General features: G+C 58.4%; 19 protein-coding genes and 6 tRNA genes. 4 read left to right on the top strand and 21 right to left on the bottom strand.

Annotated features, from left to right (window positions below; all coding sequences use genetic code 11):
• The 12 genes from rplU to IIC71_02450 form a co-directional block, all read right to left on the bottom strand.
• Window positions 1-351: a 50S ribosomal protein L21 gene (rplU, locus tag IIC71_02505; GenBank protein MCH7668063.1), complete on the bottom strand. Its 351-nt coding sequence runs from the start codon at window positions 349-351 to the stop codon at window positions 1-3.
• Window positions 352-464: 113 nt separating this feature from the next.
• On the bottom strand, window positions 465-1715 hold the full coding sequence (locus IIC71_02500) for an Rne/Rng family ribonuclease (protein MCH7668062.1): 1251 nt from the start codon (window positions 1713-1715) through the stop codon (window positions 465-467).
• A 38-nt stretch (window positions 1716-1753) separates the two neighbouring features.
• On the bottom strand, window positions 1754-1915 hold the full coding sequence (locus IIC71_02495) for a hypothetical protein (GenBank protein ID MCH7668061.1): 162 nt from the start codon (window positions 1913-1915) through the stop codon (window positions 1754-1756).
• Window positions 1916-2386: 471 nt separating this feature from the next.
• Window positions 2387-2977, bottom strand: a complete 591-nt coding sequence (locus IIC71_02490) for a thymidine kinase (GenBank protein MCH7668060.1) — start codon at window positions 2975-2977, stop codon at window positions 2387-2389.
• An 85-nt stretch (window positions 2978-3062) separates the two neighbouring features.
• A complete protein-coding gene (locus IIC71_02485; GenBank protein ID MCH7668059.1) occupies window positions 3063-4223 on the bottom strand; it encodes a rod shape-determining protein RodA in 1161 nt (386 codons plus the stop codon).
• On the bottom strand, window positions 4223-6166 hold the full coding sequence (gene mrdA, locus IIC71_02480) for a penicillin-binding protein 2 (protein MCH7668058.1): 1944 nt from the start codon (window positions 6164-6166) through the stop codon (window positions 4223-4225). The genes IIC71_02485 and mrdA overlap by 1 nt, the downstream gene beginning before the upstream one ends.
• Window positions 6163-6675 carry a rod shape-determining protein MreD gene (mreD, locus tag IIC71_02475; GenBank protein MCH7668057.1) on the bottom strand — a complete coding sequence of 171 codons (513 nt, stop codon included), beginning with the start codon at window positions 6673-6675 and terminating at the stop codon, window positions 6163-6165. Before mreD ends, mrdA begins: the two co-directional genes overlap by 4 nt.
• The gene (mreC, locus tag IIC71_02470; GenBank protein MCH7668056.1) at window positions 6672-7565 is read right to left on the bottom strand and encodes a rod shape-determining protein MreC; all 894 of its coding nucleotides are present in this window, start codon (window positions 7563-7565) and stop codon (window positions 6672-6674) included. Before mreC ends, mreD begins: the two co-directional genes overlap by 4 nt.
• A 78-nt stretch (window positions 7566-7643) precedes the next feature.
• The gene (locus IIC71_02465; protein ID MCH7668055.1) at window positions 7644-8642 is read right to left on the bottom strand and encodes a rod shape-determining protein; all 999 of its coding nucleotides are present in this window, start codon (window positions 8640-8642) and stop codon (window positions 7644-7646) included.
• Window positions 8643-8757: 115 nt separating this feature from the next.
• Window positions 8758-9162 (bottom strand): nucleoside-diphosphate kinase, encoded by a 405-nt coding sequence (gene ndk, locus IIC71_02460; protein ID MCH7668054.1) that lies wholly within the window; start codon window positions 9160-9162, stop codon window positions 8758-8760.
• Between the two features lie 144 nt (window positions 9163-9306).
• The gene (locus tag IIC71_02455; protein MCH7668053.1) at window positions 9307-10626 is read right to left on the bottom strand and encodes a hypothetical protein; all 1320 of its coding nucleotides are present in this window, start codon (window positions 10624-10626) and stop codon (window positions 9307-9309) included.
• Window positions 10623-13211 carry a valine--tRNA ligase gene (locus IIC71_02450; protein MCH7668052.1) on the bottom strand — a complete coding sequence of 863 codons (2589 nt, stop codon included), beginning with the start codon at window positions 13209-13211 and terminating at the stop codon, window positions 10623-10625. The genes IIC71_02455 and IIC71_02450 overlap by 4 nt, the downstream gene beginning before the upstream one ends.
• A 425-nt stretch (window positions 13212-13636) precedes the next feature.
• Here IIC71_02450 and IIC71_02445 point away from each other — a divergent pair, with 425 nt between their 5' ends.
• Window positions 13637-14869 (top strand): amidohydrolase family protein, encoded by a 1233-nt coding sequence (locus IIC71_02445; protein ID MCH7668051.1) that lies wholly within the window; start codon window positions 13637-13639, stop codon window positions 14867-14869.
• 260 nt (window positions 14870-15129) lie between these two features.
• On the opposite strand, the gene clpX is transcribed toward IIC71_02445, so the two are convergent.
• From clpX to IIC71_02410, 7 genes are all read right to left on the bottom strand, one after another.
• Window positions 15130-16401: an ATP-dependent Clp protease ATP-binding subunit ClpX gene (gene clpX, locus IIC71_02440; GenBank protein MCH7668050.1), complete on the bottom strand. Its 1272-nt coding sequence runs from the start codon at window positions 16399-16401 to the stop codon at window positions 15130-15132.
• A 9-nt stretch (window positions 16402-16410) separates the two neighbouring features.
• Complete coding sequence (locus IIC71_02435) at window positions 16411-17019, bottom strand: ATP-dependent Clp protease proteolytic subunit (protein ID MCH7668049.1); 609 nt, start codon at window positions 17017-17019, stop codon at window positions 16411-16413.
• Between the two features lie 40 nt (window positions 17020-17059).
• Window positions 17060-18520 (bottom strand): trigger factor, encoded by a 1461-nt coding sequence (gene tig / locus IIC71_02430; GenBank protein ID MCH7668048.1) that lies wholly within the window; start codon window positions 18518-18520, stop codon window positions 17060-17062.
• A gap of 28 nt (window positions 18521-18548) precedes the next feature.
• Window positions 18549-18626: transfer RNA gene (locus IIC71_02425), tRNA-His, on the bottom strand.
• 26 nt (window positions 18627-18652) lie between these two features.
• A tRNA-Arg gene (locus IIC71_02420) sits at window positions 18653-18725 on the bottom strand.
• Window positions 18726-18788: 63 nt separating this feature from the next.
• A tRNA-Gly gene (locus IIC71_02415) sits at window positions 18789-18859 on the bottom strand.
• A gap of 29 nt (window positions 18860-18888) precedes the next feature.
• Window positions 18889-18965 (bottom strand) — tRNA-Pro (locus tag IIC71_02410).
• Window positions 18966-19060: 95 nt separating this feature from the next.
• Here IIC71_02410 and IIC71_02405 point away from each other — a divergent pair.
• From IIC71_02405 to IIC71_02395, 3 genes are all read left to right on the top strand, one after another.
• Window positions 19061-19136 (top strand) — tRNA-Lys (locus IIC71_02405).
• 96 nt (window positions 19137-19232) lie between these two features.
• Window positions 19233-19316 (top strand) — tRNA-Leu (locus IIC71_02400).
• A gap of 261 nt (window positions 19317-19577) precedes the next feature.
• A complete protein-coding gene (locus tag IIC71_02395) occupies window positions 19578-21593 on the top strand; it encodes a PIG-L family deacetylase (GenBank protein MCH7668047.1) in 2016 nt (671 codons plus the stop codon).
• A 134-nt stretch (window positions 21594-21727) separates the two neighbouring features.
• Here the strand turns inward: IIC71_02395 and IIC71_02390 are convergent, their stop codons facing one another.
• Both IIC71_02390 and IIC71_02385 read right to left on the bottom strand, forming a co-directional pair.
• Window positions 21728-22738 (bottom strand): IS3 family transposase, encoded by a 1011-nt coding sequence (locus IIC71_02390; GenBank protein ID MCH7668046.1) that lies wholly within the window; start codon window positions 22736-22738, stop codon window positions 21728-21730.
• Window positions 22735-23172, bottom strand: coding sequence for a hypothetical protein (locus IIC71_02385; GenBank protein ID MCH7668045.1), 438 nt, complete (start codon window positions 23170-23172; stop codon window positions 22735-22737). The genes IIC71_02390 and IIC71_02385 overlap by 4 nt, the downstream gene beginning before the upstream one ends.
• Between the last annotated feature and the right edge of the window lie 184 nt (window positions 23173-23356).

Genomic DNA, 23356 nt, shown 5'->3' with positions numbered 1-23356 from the left:
TTAAGCCTCCTCGGCCGATTTCGCCGTGGTGGCTTTGCTGGCAGCCGCGGCGGTTATCTTGGTGACCTTGATGGTCGTGTACGTCTGACGATGACCCATCCGCCGACGGTTTCCCGTTTTGTTCTTGTAGGTGAAAATATCGATCTTCGTGCCCCGGTGCTCACCAAGGATCTCTGCGGTCACTTTTGCCTTCGCAAGAGCCTTCCTGTCAGAAACGACAGTGCCGTCGTCTTTGACGATCAAAAGCGGCGTGAACGTGACCTCACCGGTCGCCTTGATGCGTTCGACATCGATGACATCACCTTCTGATACTTTTTGTTGCTTACCGCCGGCGGCGATGATGGCATACATTCTTCTGTCCTCCGGAAGTGGCGGGCTCGCGATCGCGTGGCGTTTGTCGGGACGGAACCCTGAGGTGCGGGAGCATCATAGCCCCGCAAACTCGCCGCGAGAAACCGAAATTGCTACTCAGCGGTCTCTTCGTTAGTCGGCAGCGGGGTCCCCACGGTTGCGGCGTCTTCGTGCAACAGAACACCACGCCCGTTGCATTTGTCGCAGATTTCTGAGAACGACTCAAGTAGACCCGCCGCAACATTCTTGCGGGTCATTTCCACAAGGCCAAGGTATGACACTTCAAACACCTGAGTTCGCATCTTATCTTTGGCGAGATGCTGCCGGAATCGGAGCAAGACAGCTTCCTGGTTCTTTTCGGTCTCCATGTCGATGAAGTCGATAACAATGATCCCGCCTATGTCACGCAAGCGCAGCTGACGTGCGATCTCCTCAGCCGATTCCAGGTTGTTCTGGAGCACGGTCTCCTCAAGGTTCGATGTCCCCACGAAGCGGCCGGTGTTGACATCGACAACGGTGAGCGCCTCGGTTCGGTCGATGACGATATGGCCACCTGACGGCAACCAGACCTTGCGGTCCAACGCCTTTCGCAACTGATCCTCGACATGGAATCGTTCGAAGATCGACATCTCATCCGCGTAGTACCTGACCTTGTCTACGAGGTCCGGCTCGGTGCCTTTGAGGTATTCGAGGATTTCGGCATGGACTTTCTCGTCGTCCACCATGAGACGCCGAAAGTCACGCGTGAAGTTTTCGCGGATAACGCGAAGCACCAACGGCGGTTCCCGGTATATCAATGAAGGCGCCTGGGCGTCCTTCAGCTTGTCAATCTCTTCCCATTTCACCAGAAGACGATCCATGTCCGCCTTGATGTCTTCTCGAGATGCACCCTCGGCCGCGGTACGAACGATGACCCCCATCCCCTTGGGCCGGAGTTCGGCGACAATCTCGCGCAGCCGCCGCCTCTCATCCTCTTCGAGCCGGCGAGAAATCCCCCGAAGTTCGGGTCCCGCACCAAGCACCAGGTAGCGGCCGGCAAGGGAGACCTGATTTGTGAGCCGAGCACCCTTATGCCCCATTGCGTCTTTAACGACCTGCACCTGGATAGAGTCTCCCGGCTTGAGGATCGCTTCGATACGCGCCTGGCGGCCTTCTGGATGGGTGATATCGCCTGCGTAAAGCACACCATTTTTACCCTCGCCAAAGTCGACGAAGGCTGCTTCCATACCAGGCAGTACATTGCGAACCTTGCCGTTGTACACGTTGCCAACAAGCGACGCCCTGTCGGAACGCGTAACGTAGTGCTCGACCAGGACGGGACCCTCAAGGACGACAATTTGCGTCTGATGATCACTATGGCGCACGAGCATTTGCTTGCGCGGGGTGTCGGGCGGTGGTTGGACTATTTCGAGATGCGGACGACTCCGTCGTTGGCGACGGCGGTGGCCTGGCCGATCGCTTCTTGAATCTCCCTGCTGAGTCCTTCCACGGCTTTCACGGGTTCGCCCGGCGCCGCTCCGAGACCGGTCACCGTCGGCAGATTTTCTTGCCGTCTTACCACCATTTCTTCCCCGCTGCGTCGGCTTCGTCTGCCGAGGCTGGCTCTCCTTAAATCGCCGTATTACTGGTGCGTTTTTGCCGGATCCAATGACTTTCCGATCGACTTCTTCTGCGGTACTCCGCCGCACCACTCGCGGTGCGATTTTGCGGAACAATGCCATGACAAATCTCCTTTGCGTCCCAACACGGGGACGACATGTAACTCTCTGGGGCGCCGCACGAGGAGCTTCTGGTCACAGTCGATCGTATTGGCACACGACAAAGCTCCGCCGTGGCGGTGCGGATGTGCGGTCGACTCACGGAAACGGTGTACGGGGTTCGATAGAACCGGCACGCTGAGACCGTCAAGAAAATAATTGAGACGCTCGGCATGTGTTTCCTTGGCCATGACAGAAGCCGTCCTTGTGGGCGGCCCGGTTGTGGCAACAGTAGCACGCGTTTCGCGCACTAAGACTGACCTCAACGCTGACAACCCTCAACTAACCTCAAAGTCCAGTCGATCCTGCCGGGCCTCGGTCGGATCGAAACATCGTCGGCAGCGCGCCTCGTACACATCGGTGGCGCCGAGCACTACAAGTTCATCTGAACTAACGACGCGTTGTGTGTACAGCCCGGGTCCACCGCAACGATGACACACCGCAAGGGTCCTAGTGATGTACTCAGCGGTCAGCATCAACGTCGGAATCGGCTCAAACGGGCGAGCGAGGTAATCCATGTCGAGACCTGCAACGATGACCCGTTTGCCGGCAGCAGCAAGCATCGAGACGACATCCACCAATCCGCTGTCAAAGAATTGGGCCTCATCGATCCCAACCACAACGGTGTTGTCCTTTACAGCTTTGAGTAGCGTCGCGGAGTCCTGCACTGGCTCTGCAGCGACGGTGAGACGAGAATGCGACACAATTTCGGTGACCGCGTACCGAACATCGATGGCGGGCTTGAAGGTCTGCGTTGGGACTCTTGCAAGCATGTAGCGGGTGACCCTGCCGATAAGAGCTTCACTCTTGCCCGAAAACATCGGCCCGCAAATGACCTCGACCCAACCCTGATCTGCCCGTCTATGCATAGGTGCTCACCCTAGCGCAACACGAGCGAGGTCGACCAATGACCCTACGCGCGGCACCCGCGGTTAAATCCTCGCCAGCCATGACTCACGAAAAGGGCCGCTCACCGGGTATGGGGGCGCGTCGCATCCACATCCCATGCACGATACCGAGAGCAAAACTCATTGCGACAAACGCCGACCCGCCCGCTGACATCCACGGCAGCGGAAGCCCAGTGACGGGCATAACTCGGATTGTCATACCGACATTTACGAAGACGTGGAACATCAGCATCGCGGCAAAACCCGCCGCGACGAGTTGCGAGAACTGATTCCGCGCGACACCGGCAATCAGCAACAGCCGATAAATCATGACAGCGTACAAACCGAGAACGATTGCTCCCCCAACGAAACCCAACTGTTCGCCAATGGCGGTAAATATGAAGTCAGAAGACTGGACGGGGACGAAGTTCAGATTTGTTTGTGCGCCGTTAAGCAACCCGGTCCCGAACATCCCGCCCGCTCCTATTGCGATCTCCGACTGCTGCTGGCTGTACGACTCGTTGAACGAAGAACCCGCCTGGTCGAGAAACGCCGTGAGACGGCGCAGCTGATACCCCTTGAGGACGTTGACTTGGAACATAACCACCGCACCGCCAACCGCGGCGAAAACCAAGAATCCAAGCTGCCGACCAGTCGTGCCGGCAACGAACAGCATGACGACCGTGATGAACACAAATACCAGCATGGTTCCCAGATCCGGCTGCTTGAAAATGAGAATCGATGGCACCGCAACGAGAATGAGGGCTTGCGCGATCCGAAGCGGGGTGAGCAACCCATCCAACCCACCAGAAAGCAACGCTGCAAGCGCAAGAATGACCGCTATTTTCGCCAGCTCCGATGGCTGAAACTGTACCGGACCGAACGATATCCAACGTTGCGCACCCTCATGGGCTCTGGTGAATAGAACTACCACGAGTGCAATGAGAGAGCCGGCGTACACGAGCGGGGCGCTGGCTCGGATTGTGTGTGTGTCGATCACTGACGCGACGATGAATGCGATGATCCCGACACCGACGAAAATCGCCTGTTTTGTCGCCTCGAGCGTCTCGGAATTGCCCAAGAGTCTGGCTCGCGGCGCCGACGCGGTGTACACCATGACGACGCTCAATCCCGATAGCAAAAGAAAGACAACGACCAGAATTAAGTCCGGCTGCAGAGTGCGTTCGCGTTGGAAGAATTCGCGCTCGCGGTGAGAAGCGAAAGCCATCAGTCGAGATCGTCCCCCTCGCGGACCGGGGTGACAGCATCAATGCCATTCACCAGGTACTGGAGAATTCTGCGCCCGGTTGGTGCCGCGATCCGGCCACCGGAGCCCCCTCGTTCGATCACCACAACGACGACGTATTCCGGGTTCGACACAGGTGTAACACCAACGAACAGTGCCGTATCGACATCGTCCTCACCCTTGATGACCTCCGCAGTACCGGTTTTGCCCCCGACCTCGTTTTTGTTGGGACCGAAGTTGGCGAACGCGCCACGCGCAGTGCCGCGGTTGCCGTTTACGACCAGACGCATGTCGTCAAGGAGTGCCTTAGTGGTGGACTCCGCCATGTCTATTCTTCGGATAATCGTCCGCGGGTTTTCGAGCACCGTGACCCCCGACGAATCCACCATGTGATTGAGTACCTGCGGTTGCCAGAGCGTCCCACCGTTGACCATGGCGGCATAGGCGTTCGCAATCTGCAAGGGAGTCGCCAGCGTCGACCCCTGACCAATCACCGTGTTCATCAAGTCGCCACCGGTCCAAGGACCTTCACGCACACGCCCGGGGGTTTCCTCCTGAGCTTTCTTAAACCACGCCTCATCGGGAATCAACCCTTTTGCCTCAAAGGGCAGGTCAATGCCGCTTCGTTCGTCGTAGCCAAACTCTCGTGCCCACCGCTGGAGTTCGTTTCTTGCGTCGACTTCTTCACCGCCGTCGCGCCACAGGGTAAGAGCCACCTCCCAAAAGTAGACATCACACGACTGCTGGAGGGCGCCCGAGAGGTCAAGCGGTCCGTGGCCGGCCGGCTTCCAATCGTTAAACACCTGCGGCGAACCGTCGTTAAACTGAAACGTCAGTAGGCCCGTGCAGTTGTAATGGGAAGTAGCGGTGTTGTTTGTCGGATAGAAGCCGCCCTCTAACGCGGTTACGTACGCCACCGTCTTGAACGTCGACGCGGGTGCATACACGCCCTGGATGGCGTAGTTCGAAAAGGCACGCAGACTTGTGAGGCGGTCCCATTCCTGTTGTGAGACACCTTCAATGAATATTGTGGAATCGAACGTCGGTACCGACACCATCGCCTTAACTGCACCCGTTCGCACGTCCAGAACCACAGCAGTCGCCCGAACCGGGCACCGCGTATTGGTGTCGGACGGCACACAATTCGCGCCTGCGGAAGAGAGCTGTCTACTCAAGTCGAGGCCTTGCTCAAGCGAGTCAAACACGACTTGCTGCAGCTCAGTCTCAATGTTGAGAATCATCGTATCCCCCGGCTGCGGAGTTTGCTCTCCGAGGATCTCGAGCACGTTACGTTGGGCATCGACCCGATATTTGATGAATCCGGGCGTGCCGCGCAGGTCGTCGTCGTAGAAGCGTTCGGTTCCCGCCTTGCCGAGTACGTCCGTGGAGCGCAAAGCGGAGTCTTCGAGGTCGTCAGCGTTTGGTTTGCCAATATATCCGACTACCGAAGACACAAGCTCTCCAAGCGGATACTCCCTCACCGGCTGGGGTTCGACAAAAATACCTCCAAACTCGTCCGAGTGTTCGGCTACGAAAAGCGCCGTAGCGTCCGAAATATCATCGACGAGCGTCACCCGATCGGCGAGTCGCTTGGCCTGGTCGATCCGCGCTTGCACCTCGGACGCCGAGAAATCCGAAAGCGCCGCAAGTCTCTGAACGAGATCCGCTTCGGTCTCCGGGTCGATCAAGGCTCCGTCTATTACCAGGGCAAGCGCCGAGCGCGACCCGGCAAGGAGTTTGCCGTTGATGTCACGAATTTCGCCCCGCGGAGCCGGTGTGCTCACCAAACGTACCTGCAGGCTCTGGGCCTCGGCAACATATTCATCTGCCAGGGTTACTTGGATTGTCCAGAGCCTTATCAGGAGGATCGCAAACAACGCAGTGAAGAACATTCCGAGACCCGCAAGGCGTACAAGAGGTTTCATATGGAGCTCCAGGGGGTCTGGCGACCTTTCATCAATCTTTTTGTCATAGCGAGAATCGGCAGCGCAATCATCACGTTGTACAGCGACGGAACAACGATGAGAAGCGCCACGTTGCTGCGCGAGAGAAGCTGTAGACCAAACAGAGTACCGGTAAGCACGAATAACCCGATGCCGAGTACGGAAAGCGCACCGACACCGAGGGCCAATGAGAGATTGCCATCGTCGGCGGAGTCGACAAGGCGCAGCCCCAGAAAGGCAACCGTGGTGAGCGCTCCAGCCCAAAGACCAAGCCATTCGCCTCCAAGCAGGTCCATCAGCAGTCCCCCGGTGAACCCGAGAGCGACCGAAGTCTCGGGTTCGAGGTAGCGGCTCGAAGCAAGCACAACAACGATCACAGGAATCGGCGCGTAACCAAAGGGATAGATTCGCCCGGAAACGAAGACGGTTGTTTGCAGCACCACCGCTGCTGTAACAAACACGAGAGCAAGTCCGACACGTCGCTGATTCATTGCACTAAATCGGTTGGATCATCGGTCGGCACCGTGATCGGCGGGGCCTGCGGGCCAAAAGGTTCTTCCGGCGCATCGAGGGGGGAAAACCCGACGATAATTCTGACAAGCCCGAGTCTTCCAAAGTCGACAGCCGGGTTGATCTCAGTGACGAGCTGAAAGCCGGCCGCAAGGGTTGCGGTATCACGAACGGTTCCGACCGGAAGATTCGGCGGGAACCGCCCACCGTGGGTAACCAGCCCGTCACCTTCGTTGACAGGGCGAGTCGCACGGTACATCGTCAGGGTCAGCGACCCGGTTCCCTGTCCCGTGGTCCACCCCGATTCGCTTGTCGTCACGACTTTCACACCAACGGCAACCGAGGGGTCGGTGATCAGCCTTACGCGAGAAGTCTTCTCGTTGACAAGGTCGATGCGCCCGATAAGCCCGTTCTCGTCAACAACCGCCTGCCCGACAACCACCCCGTCGGCGCTGCCCTTGTTAAGAAGTCGAACATGGTCGAATCCGGTGGGACCCTGCGCAAACATCTCGGCAGCTACCGTGGCAAAGTCCCCCGGCACTTCGAGGTTCAACGTCGCCTCAAGCTCTTGGATTCTCGCTTCCAGAGCGGCGGTGTCTTGGATGCGCCGCTCGGCCTCGCGCAAGTCGGCGCGCAAACGTTCGTTCTCATCGTTGAGCGAAGCGAGATTGGCTATGCCGTCGACGAATCCCACAATGGGTCTGGTGACAGCGTCGGTAGCTCGTTGCAAAGGTGTGAAGGCCGCTTGCGCAAACGACCTCAGGCTGTCGCCGGCGCCAGACTCAGCAGACCTAACATCGACGGTTGCAAGGACGAAAGACAGAAACACCAAGATCATGAACAGCGACGTTGAGCGATCGAACCTCCTCATGATGCGGAACTAGCGCAGCATGATGCGGAACTAGCGCAGCATGCTGGAGAACCCATGCGGCGAGTTCTGGTCGGTGTCCTACGCCCGGCCAGAGGACTGGAGGACGACGTGAAGAATGTCGAACTCCTCAAGACAGGCTCCCGAGCCAAGCACGACGGATTGGAGAGGTTTGTCAACGGTGATGATGGGCATACCGGTTTCGCTGGCCAAACGCAGATCCAGACCTCGTAACAACGCCCCGCCTCCGGTAAGCACGATGCCGCGCTCCATGACGTCGGCGGAGAGTTCGGGAGGTGTTTTGTCGAGCGTAAGTTTGATCGTGTCAACGACAGCCTGGATGGGCTCTTCGATCGCTTCACGGACCTCAGGCGTCGAAAGTAGCACCGTCTTGGGCAGACCCGAGATGAGATCGCGACCGCGTACCTCGGCCGAAGGCTCGTCGGCGTACGGCCACGCTGATCCGATCGCCATCTTGAGCTGCTCGGCTGTGCGTTCGCCGAGCATGAGGTTGTACTCCTTCTTCACCCAGTTGATGATCGCCTCATCGAGGTCGTCGCCGCCGATGCGGGAGGATTTCGACACGACAATCCCACCAAGTGAGATGACCGCCACTTCGGTGGTGCCGCCGCCCATGTCGACAACCATCGACCCGGTGGGCTCATGTACGGGAAGCCCGACGCCGATCGCGGCTGCCATCGGCTCCTCGATCGTGTAGGCACGCCTGGCGCCTGCGTGGTACGCAGCCTCTTCTACCGCGCGGCGCTCGACAGCGGTGATGCCTGACGGCACACAGATCACGATTCTCGGGCGGGCACCGAAACGGCGGTCTTGCACTTTATCGATGAAATACCGCAACATTTTCTCGGTGATATCGAAATCAGCAATGACACCTTGCCGGAGTGGCCGAATGGCTTGGATATAGGACGGCGTACGTCCGATCATCCGCTTAGCCTCCATCCCGACTTCGAGAGGTTTGTTGTCGCGTGTGTTGATCGCCACCACCGAGGGCTCATTGAGGACAATGCCCTGGCCGCGCACGAACACAAGCGTATTTGCGGTGCCAAGGTCGATTGCCATGTCCCGGCCGGCACCTGGGAACCATCTACTCATTGCGGAAAGAGCCTTCCAGGCGGACTGCTAACAGTGTAACCCGATAGCGGTGGATAAGGGGGACGCGGCGGTTCACGGTGGCTTATCCGAAGAAAATGTCAAGCTCGCGGGATGCACTGCCGGAGCTGTCAGACCCGTGGACGATGTTCTCACCTATCAAGAGTGCAAGATCACCGCGGATCGTGCCAGGAGCCGCTTCGACAGGATTGGTCAACCCCATCAGATTTCTCGCAACTGCCACAGCATCGTCACCGGTCCACTCCATTGCAACAACGGGTCCGCTGGTGATGAAAGACAGAAGTTCGGGAAAAAATGGCAGATCGACATGCTCGGCGTAGTGCGTTTCGGCAAGCTGATTGTCGATCGTCAACATGCGCATTCGGGTAAGTGTGAGGTTCTTCGCCTCGAAGCGCCCGATAACCTCGCCGATCAACCCACGCGCAACGCCGTCGGGCTTAATCATGACAAAGGTGCTCTCAACAGACACAGCAAAGACTTCCTATGGATGGGGAAGCGGAGAAATCCGCACGCTGGAGTATACCGGGTCGACTTGGCGAGCAGGAATTGACCGATTGTGCAAGACGACCCTCGCTGCCAGATCATGTGCCATGTACGGTCCTTCTTGTTGGCTCTACCCGAGGCCCATCGCCTTGCGGGCTTCCCCCGCGACGTAGAGCGAGCCAGCCACAACAACGCCGTTGCCTGTCGCCACGCCCTCCAATGCCATAGACATTGCATCTTTCACGGAGTCAGCAACAGAGACATTGGCGTCGCCAACGACCGCCCTGGCCGCGGATGCAACGGCTTCGTTCGAAAGCGCCTGGGAATCGTTGGGTGCACAGGCGACCACGCTGCCGATTCGCGGCCCTAGGGAGGTGATCATCTCGTGTGGATCTCGGTCACCGCGAACCCCGATGACCAGGGTCCACGACGTAACTGCGGGAAACTCTTCGGCCAGGGTTTTCGCAAGACCTTCAAGCCCCTCACGGTTGTGGGCACCATCTATAAGAACTAGCGGATCGTGGCTGACGACTTCGTTTCGTCCCGGAGACCGGATCGCATCAACGGCGGACACAAGTGGGTCGGCCGGCAGCTCCCTGTCGAGGAAAGCCTCGGTCGCAGCTACGGCCGTTGCGAGGTGCGCTGTCTGATGTCGGCCGTGGAGATGAAGCGTGAGGTCCTGGTAGGAGCCGTGAATCCCTTGGATGTCGACAATCCAGCCGGTTGGGATGCGTTCGGTCCCCTCGACATTGAAATCGTCACCGGAGCGATACCACCGCGCGTTTGTCGTTGCCACCTGCGATGTCATTGCGCCGTCGGCCGCAGCCGGTAGCCGCCCCGTCACTAGCGTACCGGCATCTTTGAGGATTGCGACCTTTTCGGCGGCAATTTCTGCAATTGTGCTCCCCAAGATCGCCTCATGGTCGAGGGAGATTCCGGTCACTACCGACACTGCGGCGTCGACGACATTGGTGGCGTCCCAGCGCCCCCCGAGACCGACTTCGACAACCGCGACATCAAGCCCTTCGGATGCGAATAGCTGAAACCCGATCGCGGCGGTTAGTTCGAAGTAGGAGACTGTTTCTCCCGAGGCCGCCTCGTATGCCTCGCAGAAGGGAGCAACGTCGGCAACGGCCTGCACAAATTCGTCTCTGGTGATCGGTACACCGCTGACGGAGTAGCGCCCCTCAACGGCGTGGAGGTGTGGCGACACGAACGTCCCAACCCGGAGACCGAGGCCACCAAGCATCTCGCGAATCATCAAGACAGTGGTTGTCTTGCCGTTTGTTCCAGCAACATGGATCATTGGAATTGTCTGCTGAGGGTCTCCAAGAACGTCGAGCAGCCGAGTGATCCGCTCAATGCCTGGCTTGATGCCGGCCCCAATGCGAGCGTCGACAAATGCCAGCGCGTCGTCGTAAGACGCGATGATGGTCGGCGAATCGGTCATCCCAGTTGCTCGAGCTGGTGATCGAGTTTGGCAAGGAGCTGACCAAACTCAACGAGTTTTGCCTGCTCCTTCGCCACAATATCGGCGGGCGCCAAGTCGCGGAAATTGGCGTTGTCGAGCTTCTCTGTGCAACGTTGAAGCTGCGACTGCGCGTCTTGAATCGCTTTCTCGATTCTCGGACGCTCGACCTCGATGTCGACGAGGCCCTCCATCACAACGTACAGGTCCACACCACCTGCAGAGATGTGGGCGTGTCCGACCAGGGTGTCCGGGGCTCCGAGCGACACATCAGTGTTCACAAGTGAGTTGAATTGCTCTGACCACCAGTCAGCAGCGACCGCGCCGTCGTCGACCATGTTGGCGACGAACGGCTTGCGGGGCGAGATGCTGTGCTCGGATCTAAACCGGCGGATCTCTGAAACGAGATCTTGGAAGACCGTGATCGAGACCGGATCGGCAACCTTTGGCGGCGCTGGCCAATCGGCCACAATCAGCAGACCGTCTCCGGTGATCTCTGACCACAACTCCTCCGTCACATATGGAATGACCGGGTGGAAGACCTTCAACACGTCTCGAATCACGACACCAAGCGTTTGCTTGGTTGTCTCGGCCCGCTCGGGGTCCCGCAACATCGCCTTCGACAACTCGAGATACCAATCGAACACTTCGGACCACACAAAGGTGTACAACAATCCGATCGCGTCCGAAAAACGGTATCGATCGAGGAGGGTGTCGTACTCGGCGATTACATCGTGAAGCCTCGTAAGGATCCAGGCATCGGGTCCGGTGGGGTTTACGGGATACCCACCGTTGGCAGGCACCGACGCACCATCGAGTTGCATCGTGACGAACCGGACGCCGTTCCACAGTTTATTTCCAAACTTTCGGGCTGCCTCGACCCATGCCTCATCGAGCGGTATGTCGTGACCCGGCGCAGCGGCTTGCAGCAGCGACAAACGCACCGCGTCAGCACCGTAGCGTTCGATGAAGTCAAGCGGGTCGATGACGTTTCCAGAACTTTTCGACATCTTCGCCCCGTCTTCGGTACGCACCAGCCCATGAATCACGATGTCGGTGAAGGGTTTTTCGCCAGTGAACTTGATCCCCATCATCAGCATCCGTGCGACCCAAAAGAAAATGATGTCGGGGCCGGTGACGAGAACACTTGTCGGGTAAAACCGCTGCAAGTCGGATGTCTCTTCGGGCCAGCCGAGAGTCGAGAACGGCCACAACGCTGACGAGAACCAGGTATCGAGGACGTCTTCGTCGGGTGTCACCGACCCGCCGCATTCGCATTCAACGACGTCGGTCCTCGAAACGATCGTGTCGCCACAGTCGTTGCAGTACCACGCGGGAATGCGGTGGCCCCACCAGAGCTGTCGGCTGATGCACCAGTCGCGAATGCCTTCCATCCAACGGAAGTAGTTGTTCTCCCACCGTCGTGGTGAAAATTCGGCGGCACCGCTCTCGACGAGGTCGATCGCCGGTCTGGCGAGAGGCTGCGTCTTGACAAACCACTGAGTGGAAAGCAGCGGTTCGATGACATCACCGCTGCGCGAACAATGACCAACACTGTGCAAGTGCTCTTCAACCGTTCCCACGGCGTCGATCTCCGACAACGCCTCGAGAACAGCGGGCCGGGCCACAAGACGATCCATGCCCGCAAACCGCCCGCCGGCGTCAGTAATTTTGGCGTCGGTTCCGATCACGACAATCGACTCAAGATCATGCCGTTGGCCAATCTCGTAGTCGAGCGGATCGTGCGCCGGGGTGACCTTCACGGCACCTGTTCCGAATTCTCGATCGACCGCAGAGTCGGCCACGATTGGGATCAGACGCCCAACGAGAGGGAGGCGAACCATCTTGCCGACCATCCTGGCGTACCGCTCGTCGTCGGGATGCACAGCAACTGCTGTGTCACCCAACATTGTCTCGGGCCGAGTGGTTGCAACGGTGATCGTGCCGGACCCGTCTTCGAGCGGGTAAACGAGTTCTGCAAGAACGCCCACCTCATCCTCGTGTTCGACCTCGATGTCGGACAGGGCTGTTGCGCAGTACGGGCACCAGTTGATGATCCGAAGACCGCGATAGATCAACCCTTGCTCGTACAGCGTGACGAACACTTCGCGGACGGCGGCCGAAAGACCTTCGTCGAGCGTGAACCTTTCGCGGGTCCAGTCGCAAGAGAAACCCATGGTCCTGAGCTGGCGAATGATCTGTCCGCCCCTGCTTTCTTTCCAGGCCCACGCCCGTTCTTCAAACTTCGCCCTCCCAATCGAGGTGCGGGAAAGCCCCTCAACCTCCAGTTCGCGTTCGACAACGTTTTGTGTCGCAATGCCTGCGTGGTCCATACCGGGCACCCACAGCGCGGCATAACCCTGCATGCGCTTGCGGCGAATGATGAGGTCCTGAATCGACCCGTTGAGGGCGTGGCCCATGTGCAGGACACCGGTGACGTTGGGCGGCGGGATGGAAATCGTGAACGGCTCGCCGTCTGGGCGTATCTCGGGGCGAAAGGCTCCTGCATCTTCCCAGACCTCATACCAGCGAGACTCGATCGCCTTGGGGTTATAGGTTGGCTGCATCACACCGCGTCTCCACACAAACGGACTGAGATTGAGCAAAGGATTGTAACGCACCGGATCCGGGGCTTTACCCCGGATCCATGTCCCATCGCTTGCGCACGTCTGTTCCTACACAGCAGTTGGTCCCTACCAGAAAGCGGCTTACCCACGCGGAGTGTGTGTAACCAACACTCCGGCAAACCAAAAAGCCCGAACCGAAACGTCGACTCCGCCCCACTTAGAAGCCGACACACACAACGGAATCGCTTCCCTGGGTGCTCTGTAGCAATGTACGACCACAGAGAGTGGTCGTACAGATACAAAGACCTCGAACGTCGAATGACTAGTTACCCAACCCCGCGTTCGGCATGAGGTCGCCGTCGGCGCCTGGGCCGCCCGAGAGACGGCCTCGCTAACGTGGGGCCGACGAAACAAGGACGGATACCATGACCACCCGCATTGACGCCACTCAAGTAATTCCGGGTGACGGCGAGCCGATCGCCAATGGATCCGTGCTATTCGACGCTGCCACGATCACATGGATCGGACCAACGGCAGAGCTTCCCGCAGACAGCCCTGAGCCGGCGACGAACGTCGAAACCTTGATGCCCGGGCTTTGGGAATGCCACGGCCACTACTTCGGGATCAACGTCCCGAACATCGAGCTAGCGCTCAAGGCCCACCCGTCGCTCGCCGGCGCACGCGCCGCGCAAGACCTCACTGCAACGATCATGGGTGGCGTCACGAGCGTGAGAGAAATGGGAGGCAACGGCATCTACCTAAGCCAGGCCATCGACGAGGGCACGCTGATCGGGCCATCGCTGTACAGTGCCGGGGCGATCCTGTCGATAACGGGTGGACACGCCGACATCCACGGATACCCGCTCGATTTCGTCGAATCGCTAGTCGTTCGCAACCTCACGTTCGGCGCGATCGCCGACGGCATACCCGAATGTCTTAAGGCCGTGCGCATGCAGCTCCGCAAAGGTGCGAGGGTCATCAAAGTTTGTGCGTCGGGTGGTGTCATGAGTGAAATCGACCACCCCATCCACCAACAGTTCTCATCAGGTGAACTCGAAGCAATCGTTGAAGAAGCTGCGAGAGCCGAGCGAATCGTCGGGGCACACTGTCACGGAAAACCAGGGATCATGGCCGCCCTCGAAGCCGGCGTTAAGACCATCGAGCACGGCTCCTACCTTGACGAGGAGGCCGCGGAGGCAATGATCGAGGCGGATGCGATTCTCGTCCCGACCCGGTTCGTGATCGCTGCCATCCTTGAAATGGAGTCCACAATGCCGCCGTACGCGTACCGCAAGGCCGTCATGATCGGCGACCAGCACGCCCTCGCGCTTAAGATCGCCGTAGCCGCAGGAGTCAAGATTGCCATGGGGACCGACATATTTTTCAGCGGACCTTTGTACGGAACCCACGGCCTCGAAATCAAGTATCTGGTTGACGCCGGGATGACGCCGCTCGAGGCAATCCACGCGGCAACTGCGGTCGGGCCGGAAACACTGGGCGCCCAGGCTCCTTTGAGCGGACAACTCAGGGACGGTTATGACGCCGACCTCATCGCCCTCGACTGGGACCCGACCGACGACGTGAGCGGGTGGGGCGATCCAGACCGCATCACCCACGTTTGGAAGTCCGGGAAAGTCGTCAAAGCGCCGGTCGGGTAACCGACCCGACAGACCGTCGCACCGGCGAGGTCGCAGCGGCTAAACGTGCATTCGTGAAACAGGCATGACGCTAAGGAGGAACCGGCAACACTGACATCGGTGAAGCTGCAGTTACGGAACTCCGTACCCTCTACAATTTCTGACTCCCAGACTTGACCAACGAACTCGTGGTCGTCAAACAGCTCTCCCGAAAGCACACTGCCCCCGCCGTTTCCACCCACTGTTGAAGACTCCTCACTATCCCAACACGCGACGTCTGACTAGGCGGAGCGTTCTTCTTGGATGTCTTCGGTTGCGATCTCCGTGATTGGGACCAGGGTCGGGTTGACCTTGTCGCGCACGACGTCACCGTCGATCACGACACGAGCAATATCGGTGCGCGATGGCAGATCGTACATCGTGTCGAGAAGTACCTCTTCCATGATGGCACGCAGCCCGCGAGCGCCGGTGGAACGCTTCATTGCTTGTTCCGCAATCGCAACCAAAGCATCATCTTCGACAACAAGCTCTACGCCATCCATCTCAAAGAACTTTTGGTACTGGCGAATGAGTGCGTTCTTTGGCTCTGTAAGCACTTGGATCAAAGACTCATGGTCAAGCTCGTTCACTGTGGCCAAAACCGGTAGCCGACCAATGAACTCTGGAATGAGCCCAAATGCGATCAGGTCCTCGGGCAACACTTGCGACAAGAGATCTTCGTCCTCGACAGCTTCACCACTCAGGTGGCTGCCAAATCCAATTGCGTTCTTACCGATGCGGGACCGCACAATGGCATCAAGGCCGGCGAACGCCCCGCCACAGATGAACAACATGTTGGTCGTATCGATTTGGAGGAACTCCTGATGCGGGTGTTTGCGCCCACCCTGCGGCGGCACGCTCGCCTCGGTGCCTTCGAGGATCTTCAACAACGCCTGCTGAACACCTTCGCCCGACACATCGCGCGTGATCGAAGGGTTCTCGGCCTTGCGCGCGACCTTGTCGATCTCGTCGATATAGATGATGCCCGTCTCGGCACGTTTGATATCGAAGTCGGCTGCCTGAATCAGTTTGAGGAGAATATTTTCGACATCCTCCCCGACGTAACCAGCCTCGGTCAACGCCGTAGCGTCCGCAATGGCAAACGGCACGTTGAGCATGCGTGCGAGGGTCTGGGCGAGCAGTGTCTTACCAACACCGGTCGGACCGACCATGAGGATGTTCGACTTCTGTAATTCGACATCAGAATCGATCGCCCGACGCCCTACGCGCACCCGTTTGTAGTGGTTGTACACGGCAACGGCGAGAATCTTCTTCGCTTGAACCTGACCTACAACGTAGTCGTCGAGAAAGTCAAAAATCTCCACCGGCTTTGGGAGCTCGTCGAGACCGACCTCTTCCTTGTCAGAAAGCTCCTCTTCGATAATCTCGTTGCACAGATCGATGCACTCGTCGCAGATGTAAACCCCGGGACCGGCGATCAGCTTCTTAACCTGCTTCTGAGACTTTCCGCAGAAACTGCACTTGAGAAGCTCGCTGCCTTCGTACTTTGCCAACGGCGACTCCTACTTCGACGCCGTGACAAGGGACCGCGGGGCGAGGACTTCGTCTATCACGCCGTACTCTTTTGCCTCTTGGGCACCGAGCCAATAATCGCGGTCGGTGTCGAGTTCGACACGCTCGAGCGGTTGGTTGGTGTGGTCGACAATGATGCTGTTGATTTCCTCACGCGTCTTGACGATTTCGCGCGCCTGGATTTCAATATCGGTGGCCTGACCACCAAGACCCTGAACATGTGGCTGATGCAACATAATTCGGGCGTGAGGCAGCGCAAATCGCTTTCCTTTCGCCCCCCCGGCGAGCAACACCGCCGCTGCAGATGCCGCAAGACCCATGCAGTAGGTTGAAACATCTGGCTTCACGAACTGCATCGTGTCGTAAATCGCCATCAGTGCGTAAGTCGAACCGCCGGGCGAGTTGATATAGAGCATGATGTCCTTGTCAGGATCATCACCTTCGAGGTGGAGCAACTGGGCCATGATGAGGTTTGCGATCGTGTCATCGATCGGCGTCCCTAAGAAAATGATGCGGTCCTTGAGCAGGCGACTGTAGATGTCAGATACCCGTTCTCCACGGGGCGTCTGCTCAATGACGGTTGGTACTAGGTAGCTCATGTAGTTTCGGCCTTTCGTGCAAATCCGCCTTGACGGAAGGTTACTCGTCGGGGGACTCTTCAACGCCATTGTCGACGCTGGATTCCGACGTGCCCCGCTCGGAGTCGCTCTCGTTGTCACCGTCACTGTCGGCAAGTGCCGGTTCTAAGTCAATGGTGTTGCCGTCTTCGTCAACCGCAACCACCGCAGACATGATGGCGCTGAGAGCCTTACGTCGAAGAATATCACCGCTGAGCGTATCTAGACGGCCATCTGCGGCGAATTCGTCGTACAGCTCCTCGGACGACACCTCGCCCTGAGAGGCGAGACCGGCGATAGCGTCGCGCAATTCTTCGTCATCGACCTCCAACGACTCGACCTTGGCGACGCCTTCGAGCAGAACACGAGTCAGCAAGGATCGAATCGCTTGGGTCTTCGATTCTGCAACAAACTCTTCCTCGATCTGGCCGGTGATCTGCAAAAAGTTTGCCAGATCAATGCCTTGCTCATGCAGGCGGTGCCCTAGACTGTGGATAGAGGCTTCGGCTTCTGTGTCGATGAGCGACTGTGGCAACTTGAGACTCAGATCCGCTACGAGGTCGGCCATGACGCGATCTTGAAAGTCGCTACGAGCGGTCGCCTTCGCCATCTCTCTCATATTGTGGCGGAGCATCGAGGTGAGTTCGTCAACGGTCTCGAATTCTGAAACGTCCTGCACCCAGTCGTCAGTGACATCCGGGAGATTTTTCGCCCGGACCGCTTTGATCGACGCCAAAAGCACCACCTCGTCGCCGCCGTGCTCTCCGAACCCTTCTGGAAGCATCCCGGTACCGGTCTTTGTCTCGTCTACGCTGGCACCTTCAAGCAGCTCGTCGAGACCATCAATGAACGACGTCGAACCGACCTCGTAGAGAAGGTCGGTCGCCCCAGCGTCTTCAACCGGTTCGCCGTCAATTGACGCCGACAAGTCGATCATGACAAAATCGCCGCTCTGCGCGGGCCGGTCGACATCCTCAAGCGTGGCGTACTGTCCGCGCAAACGATCGATTTGCTCGTCGATTGCTTCCTGGCTGACAGGGGCGAGGTCTGCTTCAACTTTTCGACCTGCAAAATCAGGAACGGCTTCGATTGAAGGCCACAACGTAATCATGACGTCGACTTCGACACCACCACCCTCGATATCTTCGATGGAAGTGATCGCCGGACGCGTCACGGGGTTGAGCTCTTCCTTTCTAAGCGCATCCCCGACTGCGTCCGGAAGCACGCCGTCGATGGCTTCGGACCGTAGGGCGTCGGCGCCAACCATCCGTTCGACGATTTGGCGCGGGATCTTGCCAGGGCGGAATCCCTTGACCTTGAGTTCCTTGGAGAGTTTGCGAGCAGCAACAATCTTTGCTTCCTCGAGTTCCTCTTCGCCGAGCTGGATCTTGAGAAGCCGCTCGAACGGCCCCGCCTCGGTGACTTGCGTCTGCACTATGAACTCCTCGGATATCGATGCGGTCGCAAGCGACCTGCCCGCCACCGATTTTCCACGGAGCAGGGACCTAGTTTGGGGTGACCGACGGGATTTGAACCCGCGACCTCCTGGACCACAACCAGGCGCTCTAACCAAGCTGAGCTACGGCCACCATGTAGGCGAGGCGGTTACCCGACGCGCCCCTGGAAGGATTCGAACCTCCGACCAAGAGCTTAGAAGGCTCCTGCTCTGTCCTCTGAGCTACAGGGGCATCGTACGGCAAGCCGCTCGATAGTCCATGTTTGCACAGTTGGCACCGTGGTTCGATTCCTTGAGCGGATGACGGGTATCGAACCCGCGTAACCAGCTTGGAAGGCTGGGGCTCTGCCATTGAGCTACATCCGCACCGCTGACGCCCTGCTCTGCGGACGTGTTGGTCGGGCTGGTCGGATTCGAACCGACGACCCCCTGGTCCCAAACCAGGTGCGCTACCAAGCTGCGCTACAGCCCGTAAATCGGTCCCGTATTCTTGCAGATTCCCACGCGGGTGCGAACTCGCTGGAAATTCTCGAGACCTGCAATCCCTTGCTATCCTCACACGTCCGCGGGTCGCTAGCTCAACTGGAAGAGCAATCGGCTCTTAACCGATAGGTTCAGGGTTCAAGTCCCTGGCGACCCACCAGGCGGAGCCTCCCGTCTCTGCCACTGGACGACATGGCTCGGACCGCGCCTGAGACGGGAGCGAATCCCTCTCGATGTGGTCCGGACAGCACAACAGGCGGACGTAGCCGAATTTGGTATAGGCGCCAGACTTAGGATCTGGTGTGCAACGCACATGTGGGTTCGAGTCCCACCGTCCGCACAAACCGTTTCGTTCACGGATCAATAGTGATGGGCCAACAAACATCTCCCCGGTTCTGATATTCAGGCGTTGACGTCACGTATCCAGCTATCTTGGGCGGCAGCTTTTGGTTACCGCATACATCAGCGTTTTTGTTGTTGCCGTTCCGACGCCCGTGTACTGTGAAGGGGAGGAAGGTAGGGCTTGGCTTCGGTACATGCGACATCTTCTTTTCCCAGGCGAGAAATTCATAGGGCGCTCTTGTAGGGGGAGTCGACGGACATGGCATTGAAATCGAAACTGGCACAGCTGTTGTTTGCGGCGGTAGCCTTTGTGGCTCTGTTGGTCATACAAGCCGCGCCAGCGCTGCCAGCCGAGGTGCCATCTGGCAGTATTCTGATCTTTGCCGCCCATCCCGATGACGACATCATTATCGCCGCTGGAATCGCCAACCAGGCGAGCGGCAACCTCACCATTGCCTATATGACGAATGGTGACCGTTGTGATGACGCAGCTTGTACCGTGTCTATCGGCACGACTCGCCAGGGAGAGGCGGTCGCTGGCCAGTTGATCCTCGGGCAGGTGGAAGACGACCTGATCTTTCTTGGATATCCAAATGGATACCTCAACAAGAACCCAAACCCTCCGCCACCCGTGAGCGAAACCTACGCCTCCCGTGGTCTTGGGTCGACGGACTGGTATGACTACAGAACTGATAGCACAGGCACTCATGCCGCCATCACCCAGGAAAACATGCAAGCGGATGTCTTCGCCCTGATCGACACCTTCCGACCCGATGACATCTACACGCACTCTCGTTTCGACCGTCACTCTGACCATCGGTTCACCTACAAGTTCCTCGTGCAGGCGGTCGCCGACGTTCAAACTAGCGACCCGACCTATCAGCCGTACATCCACAGCGCCATCGTGCATACGATATCCAAGAATTTCGGGGCGTGGCCCGACTTGGGCACGACATCGCCGAACTGGTCCGGTCCGACGATTCCAAACGGTCCGTTTGTGGTCAACCTCGACCCAGCCACCTGCACGACAACCTGGCCTGAATGCGACTCGAACGGGGAGTACACATGGGATCAGCGGGAGACTTATGTGGTGCCAGCATCGATGCAACTCACATTTCTGCCGAGCAACGTCAAATCTCAGGCGGTGGAGTCCCATACGACCCAGACAGCAATTAGCGGGTTCATTCGCAGGTTCGTGCGCATGGACGAAGTGTTTTGGGTCGAGCGGATCGGAACACCAGAGGGGCGGGACGATTCTGGATACTCCGTCAATGAGGGAGCTTCGATCAACGTTGCAGCCTCGGGCGTCCTCCGAAACGATGTGCGCGGCGTAGGCGCCACGCCGGGTGCGATGTTTTCCGCAACAGCGCTCGGACCGATGTCGGCAGTGTTGGTGCAGAATGTGACGAATGGGTCCCTGACTCTCAACACTGATGGGTCGTTCACCTACATCCACGACGGCTCGGAAACGCTCACTGACTCGTTCACCTACCGCACCGCACAGGGCGCGGTACAGGACTCCGTCGCAGCGACCGTATCGCTGACGATCAATCCCGTTGATGACGATCCGATCGCTGTCGACGATGGTCCGTACACTGTTTCCAATGGCGCCTTGCTGACCGTTGCCGTCCCCGGGGTGTTGGGCAACGATTCAGACCCCGAAGCGCTTGCGTTGACGGCCGTGCTAGTTAGCGATGTGTCGAACGGCTCACTGACGCTTAATACGGTTGGGTCGTTTACGTACACGCACGACGGTTTAGCAACGATGTCTGATTCGTTTACGTACAACGCGAAGGATCCCGCTGGAAACTTGTCCGCAGTCGCGACAGTCTCGATCACAATCGCTGATATCGCGATCGGTGTCATGGTTGATGGTGCGTCGTTTGGTGCCCCTGGCGTTGCTGCGTCGTTTAGCGCAACTGTTTCTGGTGGTACCGGCTCTGTGTTATACGCCTGGTCAGTGGAACGTCTCGGCGCTGTGGTCGCCACCGGGTCGGGTACGTCAATGGACTTCACCCCAACACTTGGCGGTACCCACATCGTCAAGGTCACAGTCACAGATGACGTTGGCTCCGACTCCGCCGAGGTGGATCTCACCGTGTTAGGTGACATTGCCGGTAGCGGCTTTATCACCAACATTTTGTGGCTAGCAGAAGCAGGCATCACCAAGGGCTGTAACCCTCCAACCAACGACAACTTCTGCCCCGACGACCCAGTTACACGCGCCCAAATGGCTGCGTTCCTCCACCGGGCAAGTGCATTCGCCAACCCGTAACGCCGCGGACACAACGACCAGATCCGAAATGGCCGCTGAGACACAATCAAAGACAAATGATATGATGTGGGCGGTGGGCAAACCTGTACAGCGGCGGAGCCTGTCAACCTTTTTGAGACGGTTGGTTCATGGTTTCATTGGGTCGGGGTGTCCTCCTCGGGTTTGTTGATCCACGCGGTGTGTGGGAGTGGTGGCGGTGTTGGTGGTTTACGGACGAACCGTTCCGGGTGAGCCTGATATGCGGCGTCGAGGACGGCTGCCCGTCGCTTTCGGATTGCTTCTGCCCGGCCGTAGTGCACGTCTGCGGGGGTGTGGTACCCGATACCGGAATGACGGTGCTCATTGTTGTACCAGGTGAAGAAGCGTTGCGTGAAGCTGCGGGCATCCTCAATTGATCCGAAACGGTTCGGGAACTCGGGCCGATACTTCAACGTCTTGAACTGCGATTCTGAATACGGGTTGTCGTTCGATACGTGCGGGCGGGAATGGGTTTTGGTGACACCAAGATCCGAAAGGAGCAGAGCGACCGGTTTCGATGCCATTGCGGCCCCCCGGTCGGCGTGGATTGTTAGCTGGTCCCGTTCAACACCTTGGGTCCGGATCGTGTCGGCGAGGAGCCGCTCACCAAGGTGGGCCCGTTCAACGTGTGCAAGCATCCATCCCGGTGTGTACCTCGAGTAGATGTCGATGATCACATACAGGTAGTAGTACGTCCACTTCGCCGGTCCCAACAGTTTCGTGATATCCCACGACCACACATTGTTGGGACCAGCGGCTACAAGTTCGGGTCTGACGCGGGCGGGATGGGTTGCTTGGCGGCGACGCTCAGACACCTCACCCTCGCCATGCAGGATCCGGTACATTGTTGACGTCGACCCCAGATACACGCCTTCGTCCAACAGTTTGGCGTACACCGTGGCTGGCGCCTCATCAACATGGTGGGGTTCGTGGAGAACCCGCAGCACCTCTTTGCGTTCAACGTCGTCGAGGGCCCGAGGCTGCGGTATCGGCATCCTTTTCGGTCTTGCTGGTAACGGGCTCTTACGATGCCACCGGTAATGCGTGGCACGGGGACGACCCACCGCGGCACACGCCGCGGTGACACCGATCATCGGAGCCAGCTCCTCAATAGCGTGGTCGATCACTTCTTTTCGCCCCTCGTTGCCGGATCGGCGCTGCCGGTGGCGAGTTCCTCCAACAGCGCTGAGAGTTTCCCCTGAACCTCGATCACCCGACGAGCCGTCCCCAACTCGTCCTCGAGCCACCCGACACGTTGACGCAACCGAACGTTGTCCCGCTCAACCGGGTCGAGTGGTCGGCGGCCCGGTTTCGTCGCCAACGCATCAAGGGCACCCTTGTCGCGCTGCTTGCGCCACTCAGAGAGCAGCGACGAATACAAACCCTCCCGACGCAGCAGCGCACCCTTGCCCTCACGATCCAATCCGTCGTATTCGGCAAGGATCTCCAACTTGTACCTCGCCGAATACGACCGGCGCTTCGCCCGCTCCGGGACCTCAGGATCCGGATCGCTCACGTAGCCGGCAGGACTACCCAACCGACCCTCCACAGAAATAGACATTCAGACATTCTCCTCACATCGCCCTCTCAAGACAGTAAATCACCTACACAACCCGTCTCACACAAGGTTGACACAGAGGGGCTGCTTAATGATGCTCACCACCGCGTTGCCGTGACCGATCGACACGTCGTGGACTCCTGCGGTTGAGGGAACGGGTGCGACGGTGTCGAAGACAATTCCATCG

The organism is Acidobacteriota bacterium (assembly GCA_022562055.1).
Taxonomy (GTDB): domain Bacteria; phylum Actinomycetota; class Acidimicrobiia; order Spongiisociales; family UBA5794; genus BMS3BBIN02.
Note: the sequence above shows the minus strand (reverse complement) of the source record. Positions and strands in the feature narration are given on the sequence as shown.